The 8,916-nt window shown below is 60.8% G+C and carries 8 protein-coding genes and 1 tRNA gene; 5 read left to right on the top strand and 4 right to left on the bottom strand.

Going from position 1 to position 8,916, the window contains the following annotated elements; genetic code table 11:
• Window positions 1-447: 447 nt before the first annotated feature.
• Window positions 448-2,190 (top strand): transcription termination factor Rho, encoded by a 1,743-nt coding sequence (rho, locus tag QZ292_RS08345; RefSeq protein WP_294600471.1) that lies wholly within the window; start codon window positions 448-450, stop codon window positions 2,188-2,190.
• Between the two features lie 1,248 nt (window positions 2,191-3,438).
• Here rho and QZ292_RS08340 read toward each other — a convergent pair.
• Window positions 3,439-4,470 carry a quinone-dependent dihydroorotate dehydrogenase gene (locus tag QZ292_RS08340; RefSeq protein WP_294600469.1) on the bottom strand — a complete coding sequence of 344 codons (1,032 nt, stop codon included), beginning with the start codon at window positions 4,468-4,470 and terminating at the stop codon, window positions 3,439-3,441.
• Window positions 4,410-4,688 carry a hypothetical protein gene (locus QZ292_RS08335; RefSeq protein ID WP_294600467.1) on the bottom strand — a complete coding sequence of 93 codons (279 nt, stop codon included), beginning with the start codon at window positions 4,686-4,688 and terminating at the stop codon, window positions 4,410-4,412. Before QZ292_RS08335 ends, QZ292_RS08340 begins: the two co-directional genes overlap by 61 nt.
• A 458-nt stretch (window positions 4,689-5,146) precedes the next feature.
• On the opposite strand from QZ292_RS08335, the gene QZ292_RS08330 reads away from it, so the two are divergent.
• Window positions 5,147-5,220, top strand: a tRNA-Asn gene (locus QZ292_RS08330).
• Between the two features lie 314 nt (window positions 5,221-5,534).
• Here QZ292_RS08330 and QZ292_RS08325 read toward each other — a convergent pair.
• Window positions 5,535-5,999, bottom strand: a complete 465-nt coding sequence (locus QZ292_RS08325) for a hypothetical protein (RefSeq protein ID WP_294600465.1) — start codon at window positions 5,997-5,999, stop codon at window positions 5,535-5,537.
• Window positions 6,000-6,097: 98 nt separating this feature from the next.
• Here QZ292_RS08325 and QZ292_RS08320 point away from each other — a divergent pair, with 98 nt between their 5' ends.
• The 3 genes from QZ292_RS08320 to dusB all read left to right on the top strand — a co-directional run bounded on the left by QZ292_RS08320 (window position 6,098) and on the right by dusB (window position 8,439).
• Window positions 6,098-6,328, top strand: coding sequence for a helix-turn-helix transcriptional regulator (locus QZ292_RS08320; RefSeq protein ID WP_365331385.1), 231 nt, complete (start codon window positions 6,098-6,100; stop codon window positions 6,326-6,328).
• A gap of 85 nt (window positions 6,329-6,413) precedes the next feature.
• Window positions 6,414-7,280 (top strand): hypothetical protein, encoded by an 867-nt coding sequence (locus QZ292_RS08315; RefSeq protein WP_294600463.1) that lies wholly within the window; start codon window positions 6,414-6,416, stop codon window positions 7,278-7,280.
• Between the two features lie 136 nt (window positions 7,281-7,416).
• A complete protein-coding gene (dusB, locus tag QZ292_RS08310) occupies window positions 7,417-8,439 on the top strand; it encodes a tRNA dihydrouridine synthase DusB (RefSeq protein WP_294600462.1) in 1,023 nt (340 codons plus the stop codon).
• Window positions 8,440-8,595: 156 nt separating this feature from the next.
• Here dusB and QZ292_RS08305 read toward each other — a convergent pair whose 3' ends face one another.
• The gene (locus QZ292_RS08305) at window positions 8,596-8,769 is read right to left on the bottom strand and encodes a hypothetical protein (RefSeq protein ID WP_294600461.1); all 174 of its coding nucleotides are present in this window, start codon (window positions 8,767-8,769) and stop codon (window positions 8,596-8,598) included.
• Window positions 8,770-8,916 lie beyond the last annotated feature (147 nt).

Genomic DNA, 8,916 nt, shown 5'->3' with positions numbered 1-8,916 from the left:
GAAGAACCGAGCGGCGTTACGCGAGCAGAGACCGCTTGCGGGCTATGCCGAGTTAGCGCGAGGAAGCCTTCGGGCAAAAGGTACCCAAAAGACTTTTAGATAGCTACGCTCCTCCTTAGGCTCCGCAAAACTCATTCTCTGTCCGCGCGCCGGGAGATCCCCAAAACGCACTTTGCACGGTCAAAAAATTTACCTATCTTTGGGTGCTGTTTTCAGCACGACTCGCGCATCGGAATGACCGGCCTGTACCTAAGGCGAGGTTCGCAGCTGCGAGGATTTCACTTCAAAAATATTCCTCTTTCACACACCTTTTATTTCACACGCTTCCGGACGTGTCGCAAGACCGGACCGTTTCCGCGGTCGGCAACCTCGCGGGAGAACCCTCTCCCCGATGTTCGCGCCGCGCGTGGAACGCAAGGTCGACGAACGACCGCAATTTACACTTGTATGTCAGATAGAGAAACGCTTAAACAACTGTCACTCGGACAGTTGCGTTCGATGGCCGAGGCCGCGGGAGTGGTCACGGGCAAAAAATATGTCAAAAAACAGGAGCTGATCGCCAGACTGTTGGGCGAGACTTACGACGAAGCCGGAGAGACCGCTTCGGAAACCGAGCCGGAACCGGAAAAGCAGGCATCGGCAGCTCCCGCTCCGGAAGAGGGACAAGAGCGGAGACGGCGCCGGCGGATGACGGCCCCGGAGAGCGAAACGACGGAAACCGGCGCGACCCCGACCCACCGGGGAGCACAAAACGGCGGACAACAAGAGACGGCAAATCGAACGGCACGACCGGAGGCGGCGGGACGAGGCTTCTCCGCACCGTCCTACGGCGGCGGAAACGCCAGGGGAGGATACAGCGCCAGTCCGGAAAAAACCGCACAGGAACACGGCAGCCAGACCTTTCAACAGGGGGGAGGCTATGCGCCGCGGTACGGCAACAACTACAACAGCAATTATAACCGAGAGAACAACCGGGGACGATACAACAACCCGGCAGCCGAAGGGCAGACGCCTCAGGCGGCGGGGCAGCAAGCCGGAGAACAGCCGCGCAGGATCGACCACCAGAACGACTTTCTGGGAATCATCGACTGCGAGGGGGCGCTGGAGGTGATGCCGGACGGATACGGATTCCTGCGGTCGGCCGATTACAACTACCTCAACTCGCCGGACGACGTCTACGTCTCGCCGGCGCAGATCAAAAGCTACGGCCTGAAACAGGGGGACACGGTCAAGGGGATCATCAAGCCGCCGAGAGAGGGAGAAAAGTACTTCCCGCTGGTCAAAGTGGTCGAAGTCAACGGGTTGGCGCCCGAGATGGTGCGCGACCGGATCCAGTTCGAATTCCTCACCCCGCTCTTTCCGGAAACCAAATTCGACATCACGGACAAGGGGCATAACAATCTGTCCACCCGAATCGTCGACCTCTTCGCACCGATCGGAAAGGGGCAGCGGGCACTGATCGTGGCCCAGCCGAAAACGGGGAAAACCATGCTGCTCAAGGCGATCGCGAACGCCATTGCGGACAACCATCCGGAGGCCTACATGATCATGCTGCTGATCGACGAACGGCCGGAGGAGGTGACGGACATGGCCCGGAGCGTCAAGGCGGAGGTGATCGCCTCGACGTTCGACGAACAGGCGTCGCGGCATGTCAAGGTGGCGGAGATGGTGCTCGAAAAGGCGAAACGGATGGTCGAATGCGGACACGACGTGGTGATCTTCCTCGACTCGATCACCCGTCTCGCGCGGGCGTACAACACGGTGCAGCCGGCGTCGGGCAAGGTGCTCTCGGGGGGGGTCGACGCCAATGCGCTCCACAAACCGAAACGCTTCTTCGGCGCGGCCCGCAACACGGAAGAGCGGGGGTCGCTGACCATTATCGCGACGGCGCTGATCGATACGGGCTCCAAGATGGACGAGGTGATTTTCGAAGAGTTCAAGGGGACGGGAAACATGGAGCTGCAACTCGACCGCAAGCTCTCGAACAAGCGGATCTACCCGGCGGTGGACATCACAGCCTCTTCGACGCGGCGGGACGACCTGCTGCTGGATCGGGATACGCTGCAGAAGATCTGGATCCTGCGCCGCCACCTGACGGACATGAACTCGGTGGAGGCGATGGAGCTGGTCAAGAAGCAGATGGAGGGGACGGTCTCGAACGAGGAGTTCCTGGCGACGATGAACAAGTAGGGCGCGGACAGGAAACCAGAGTCTTGCGGAGCCTAAGGCGTAGCGTAGCTAACTGAAAGTTCTTCGGGTACCTTTCTTTCAACCGACGCTGCCAGTGAGGGCAATGCAAACATAGTTTGCTGATTGCCGAACGGCGAGGAGGAACCGAGTAGCGTACCGAGAGCAGAGACCGTTTACGGACTCTGCCAAGGTAGCACGAGGAAGCCGAAGGCAACGCGTAAGCCAACGAGAACAGTCCCCTCAAGCCAATTGTGTGCTGCTGCCTAAAGAGGCGATTCAACTATTTCGGCGATGAGCCGAAAGAGAATGAATCGCCCGAGGCGCGCGACAAAGAACTGGGGGCAGCGAACCAGTAAGCGATACGTAGTATCGCTCCGTCCTGCCGGGGTCACCCGGCCGCCGCCCGCGCAGGGCAGTTCTGTCCAGCTCAAAGCTCGACGCGCGCCATGCCTTAAGAAGCGATTCAACTATTTTGGCGCAAGCCGAAATAGTATGAATCGCTTAAGGCGCGCGAGAAATGAGGTGGCGGAGCGATAGCGGAGCCGCAGTGAGGCGGACACGGGGGCTATACTCGGGGCCGAGCTTTTGCGACCCGCAGGGTTTTGCTTTGTGTTTCGCGCGCCTTGGGAAATCCTGTCAAAACGCCCAAGTGCATTTTGACGATTTCCCTGTTAAGGCGACGGCGCGCGGTCGAGCTTTGAGCCGGACGGAACTGCCCTCGGGCCGGGCAGGCCCCGCGTGCCCGCGGTGGGCAATTGGCTGGGTCAGCCCAAATTTTCGTACCATTTTCTGTCCGCGCGCCTTGGGAAATCTTGTCAAAACGTGCCGGCACATTTTGACGATTTCCCTTTTAAGGCGACGGCGCGCGGTTGGTTTGAGGGTACTGCGCTCGGGCCGCGCGGGCCCCACGTCCCGTGGACGGGCGAAACTGCGTTTCGCTGCGGCTGTGTCGGTAAAATGGAGTAGAGGCGGCCATTTGTGAGTGCGACACGCACCGTTTATTCCGAGAGGCAACGCAACGGAAAACCGTAGCCGCGAGGGTTCTCGTTACTGGGATAGAGCCATGCGACGCCAGAACTCAAGGCCATACTATGGGTGTTGCTGGCCATTGAAAACCAACCGCAACCGCAGCTGCCGATGTTGTCTTGCACACCCGTACGGTAGTAGCGGTAGCCCGGGGCTAACACCATATAAAACACAAAAGCCGGCTGACGCCGGCTCCAAATCCCTCTGCCCTCTGCTGCCGAATCACCGGCCGACGGCCAGACGCCGGCAAATCCGCTTCACAAACCCCGGCCCCTCGTAAATAAATCCCGAATAGAGCTGAACCAGCGAAGCCCCCGCGTCGAGCATCGCCTCGGCGTCCTCGACGCTCATCACACCGCCCACACCGATAATCGGAAGGCGGCCGCCCGTCTTCTCCCGGATGTAACGCACCATCTCCCGCGACCGAACCGTCAGCGGAGCGCCGCTCAAGCCCCCCTTGCCGATCTCGGCGAGGCGTTCGGCACCAGTCGTCAGCCCTTCGCGCGAAGTCGTCGTATTGGTCGCCACGATGCCGTCGATCTTGCAGGTCTCGACCACCTCGATCATCCGGTCGACCTGCTCGCGGGTCAGGTCGGGCGAAATCTTCAGCAGAATCGGCCGGTAATCGGACTGCCCCTGGCGGAACTCCTTGAGCGGCTCGAGGATCGCCACCGTCGAGTCGGTGCTCTGCAAAGCCGTCAGGTTCACCACGTTCGGACAGCTGACATTCACCACGAAATAGTCCACATAGTCGTACAGGGCGCGAAAAGCCTTGAGGTAGTCGGCCGGAGCCTCTTCGTTCGGCGTGAGGCTGTTTTTGCCGATGTTCCCGCCGACGATCAGCCCCGGACGCCGTCGCCGCAGGTTCCGGACGGCGTGCTGCACCCCGCGGTTGTTGAACCCCATGCGGTTGATGATGGCCCGGTCGTCGGGCAGGCGGAAACAGCGCGGACGGGGGTTGCCGCCCTGCCCTTTCGGGGTGACGGTGCCGATCTCGACGAAACCGAAGCCCAGCGCGCCGAGCATGTCGTACACCTCGGCATCCTTATCGAACCCCGCGGCCAGACCGATCGGGTTGGGAAATTTCAGCCCCAGCACCTCGCGCTCCAGCGCGGGCGAACGGCGGGTATAGACCGCCCGAAGCAGAAACCGCGCGCCGGGCACATAGTGCAGGCATCGCAACAGACGCACCGTCAGGTGGTGGATCGTCTCGGGCTGGAGACAAAACAGAAGCGGTCGAAAAAAGCGATACATGTTCGTTCGGAATAAAAATCCAGCAAAGATACACAGTTACGGGAGAAGAAAAAATCAGGGTGTCGGGATCCATGCTCGGAGAGGCAACGCAACTGAAAACCGTGGGCGCGGTTGTCCGAGTTGCTGGTGTTGAGGTTCTGCGAATTGAAATTCAAGTCCAGGCCGTTGATGCCGCTCGTGGCGGAAGACCAGCTGAACCCGTTGTTGCCGACGTTCACCGGATCGCCCGAGTTTGCGTTGCGGTTGCCCGGGAAAGGCGCATGAGGCAGCGACCGCTGGCAGAGTCCGCCCGGGCTGACGCCGCGGAGGGAGAAAGACCGGGGGCGGAGGACTCCCGACAGGGAGCGGATTAACTAACCGGGCCGTCCGGGGAGACCCCGTACGGCAGAGAGTCGGTCAGTGGGTCGCTGAATGGATGGTTCGCTCTGCCGCCGCCTCCGCGACGAAGCGGCGGCACTCCGGAACAGACACCCTGAATGAGAAAGAACCGGATTTTCCTCCGGCGAAGATAGGCAATTCCGGCGGGAAGACACACGGCAGAGCGCGGCCTGAGGGCCGCTGCAACTTTTTTTTCAGTTTTTTTTGCCGTCGTGTTTGGAGGTATCGGAAATTTGCTTACTTTTGCATCGTCAAACGATTCCGGACGGGAGAGTCCGACGGACGGGAGACGGGAAATTCCTCGATAGCTCAGTTGGTTAGAGCACCTGACTGTTAATCAGGGGGTCCAAGGTTCAAGTCCTTGTCGAGGAGCTTGCAAAGCGCGCGGCTGACGATCGTTCGTCAGCCGCGCTTTTTTTATTCGATACACGGGACGGCGGGAGGAGGGGCTACGGCAGCCGGGGATGCGTCGCGTGGCGGGGGGAAGAAAGAATCCGCGTCGGGCGAGCCGGCTCCGCACGCCTGCGACGACGCACCGCCCGGCTCCGGCCCGATCGCCGGGGCTCGGAGGGGCGAACGACGAAAGGACGAATCAACAAAAAAGCGATCGTCGCACCCAGCAGCAGGGTCGGTATGATCTCCGAAATTTCCATGAATCTTTCCGGTTGTTTTTCGTTAGGATTACATTATCTGACTCTCCCGCCGATCCGGTAGCGGCTCTCCCGATCCGCCTCACGCACCAGAAAATCGGTTCCCGGCCGGTAATTTTCAAGTTTCGTGCCGGACTCGATCCGTGCCGGTTTGCCCGGATTCAGGTTGCGGAACACCACCCCCTCGTAGCACCACCCCGCCGAATCCGAAACCGGGGGCAGCGAAAACCGAACCCGCAAAACCGGATTGAGCTCCGGATCGGCGCCGCGATTCCATACGACCAGCTCCCCGGCTCCGGGTTCGAAACGAAGGATGGCATAAAACTGCTTCCGGTATCCGTTCTCGTCGCGTTCGATGCTCAGCACCCGCCGCCCGCTCCGCACGTCCGGCGCCGGGCTCTCGCCGGCAGCCGCGGCCGACAGCCCGAACCACACCGGAACCGACAGCCGGAAGAGGAGGCGGCAAAACCTTCCGGAAGGGCTATAAATCCCCTGAAACATAAAATCGAATATTTACGGTTCTTTATTGTATCCGCCCGTCAAGTTATCATATATGATAACCGTTTTGCAAAGATAAAGAAAAATCTTTGTTATCATATTTGATAACAACCCGGGAGATGGAAGAGATTTTGTACCGGATCGGCCGCCGGATCGTACAACTCCGGACGGAGCGCGGGATCAGCCAGCAAGACCTCGCCGCACGGTGCAACTTCGAGAAATCGAACATGAGCCGGATCGAATACGGCCGGACGAATGTCACCCTGAGCACGCTGTGGACCATCAGCCGCGCGCTGGGGGTGAAGCTCCGGGATCTGGTCGACGTGGAGTGACGGAGTGCAAAAATGGCACTATCTTTGCACGACTCTTTCCTCGTATCGATTTTTCATGCAGTCTCACATTAACACACCATTCATGATGAAAAAAGTGCTAATTCTGGGCGCTGCGGCGGCCCTCTTCGCTGCCTGCGGCCCGACGAAAAACGCCAAACCCGATCCGCTGGCCGTGACCAACGACTCGCTCGCGCAGGTGATCGCCGCCAAGGACTCGATCATCAACGACGCCTTCAACAGCATCGGCGAAATCGCTGCCGGCATCGACCGCATCGCCGAACACGAACGGCTGGTGACCGCTGCGGCCGCTTCGGGCACGGAGCTCTCGAAACCGATGAAGGAGCGGGTGGCCGAGAACATCGCCGCCATCAGCGAACTGCTCGACAAGAACCGTGCGACGATCGCCCGGCTCCAGGTGTCGGCCGACAAACTCAAGGAGGCCCGCGTGCAGATCGGGGGACTCGAACGGCTCATCACCCAGCTGCAGGAACAGCTCGACCAGAAAAATACGCAGCTCGCATCGCTCACCGACCAGGTGAAAGCCCTGAAAGTCGAAATCGCGGCGCTGGGGCATACGGTCACGAACCTCGAACAGGACAAGACCGAACTGCAGGGCGCTGTGGCTGAGCAGGATGCACAGCTGCACACGGTCTACTACATCGTCGGGAAGGAAAAAGAGCTGCTCGACGACGAGATCATCGACAAGAAGGGCTTCATCGGGCGCACCCGCGTGATGAACGACCAGGCCAAACTGGACGACTTCACGGTGGCCGACGACCGGGTGATCGAACGGATCCCGATCGGCAAGAACCGGGTGCGGATCGTGACGATCCACCCCGAGACGAGCTACATCCTGATCAAGGGCGACAAAAACGAGATCGAAGAGCTGGTGATCACGGACAAGGAGGCATTCTGGCAGAACTCCAGGATGCTGGTCATCTCGCACAAATAGGGACACCGGAAGGTGCCTGTATGCGGGCGGGTTTCTCTTTCACTCAGAGAGACCCGCCCGTTTTATTTGCCCGGGCCGTTTTGCCGGCGCCCGGGGAGGCGTTATTTTTGTACCCGACTTTTACACACCCCCGACTATGAAAATCGGAAACCTGGAGCTGGGCCGCGTGCCGCTCTTTCTGGCCCCCATGGAGGATGTCACCGACCCGTCGTTCCGCTACGTCTGCAAGCGGTTCGGGGCGGACATGATGTACACGGAGTTCGTCTCGGCAGACGGGCTGATCCGCGACGCGCGCAAGTCGCTCGAGAAGCTCCGGCTGGCGGACGAGGAGCGGCCGATCGGGATCCAGATCTACGGCAGCGAGATCGAACCGATGGTCGAGGCGGCGAGGATGGCCGAGGCGGCGGGGCCGGAGGTGATCGACATCAACTTCGGGTGTCCGGTCAAAAAGATCGCGGGACGGGGAGCTGGGTCGGGCATGATGCGCGATGTCCCCAAGATGGTGGAGATGACGAGGCGGATCGTACAGGCGGTCGGGCTGCCGGTGACGGTCAAAACGCGGCTGGGATGGGACGAGGAGTCGAAAAACATCGAAGAGATCGCCCTGCGGCTGCAGGACGTGGGGATTCAGGCGCTGACGATCCACGGACGGACGCGGGCGCAGCTCTACCGGGGCGAAGCGGACTGGACGCTGATCGGGGCGGTGAAGAACCACCCGTCGATCCGGATTCCGATCATCGGCAACGGGGACATCGACTCGGGGCCGAAGGCGGCCGAGATGCTGGAGCGTTACGGGGTGGACGGGCTGATGATCGGCCGGGCGACGTTCGGCCGGCCGTGGATCTTCCGCGAGGTGAGGCACTTTCTCGAAACGGGCGAGGAGCTCGGGCAGCCGACGGTGAAGGAGCGGGTGGCGCTGGCTCGGGATCACCTGGCGCGGTCGGTGGAGCTCAAGGGGGAGCGGACGGGGGTTCTGGAGATGCGTCGCCATCTGAGCAGCTATTTCAAGGGGCTGCCGGATTTCCGCGAAACGCGGGCCCGGCTGGTGACGGAGCCTTCGGCGGAGGGGGTGGCCCGCATCCTCGACTACATCGCGGAGCGGTGGGGCGAATGGGATGCGACGGGCACTGTCCCTCCGTTCATCTACGACCGGCCGTAGGGCGAACAGGCCTGACGAGGCCGCGACGACCGGTGTTGGAGCAGATCGGGCTGGTTTGTGGCAGCAGCGGCCGGTATTGGAGTTGCTTAGGGTAAAGGCTGCCGTTGTTAGAGTAAAACTTTTAGGGTAGAGGCTACCTTGTTGGGGTAGACCCGGCTATTTCGGAGTGCCCGTCGGCACCGTTTCTTCCGAGAGGCAACGCAACTGAAAACCGTGGGCGCGGTGGTCCGAGAAGCTGGTGTTGAGGTACTGCGAACGGGAATACAAGTCCATTCCGTAGATGCCGCTCGTGGCGGAAGACCAGCTGAATCCGTGGCTGCCGACGTTCACCGGACCGCCCGAGTGCGAATGGCGGTTGCCCGGGGCGGGACGCCGATATCGGGTAGAGGCTGCCATTTCGGAGTGCCCGAAGGCACCGTTTATTCCGAGAGGCAACGCAACTGAAAACCGTGGGCGCGGTGGTCCGAGAAGCTGGTG

Origin of the sequence: uncultured Rikenella sp. (assembly GCF_910577125.1) — a bacterium.
Classification (GTDB): Bacteria; Bacteroidota; Bacteroidia; order Bacteroidales; family Rikenellaceae; genus Rikenella.
Note: the sequence above shows the minus strand (reverse complement) of the source record. Positions and strands in the feature narration are given on the sequence as shown.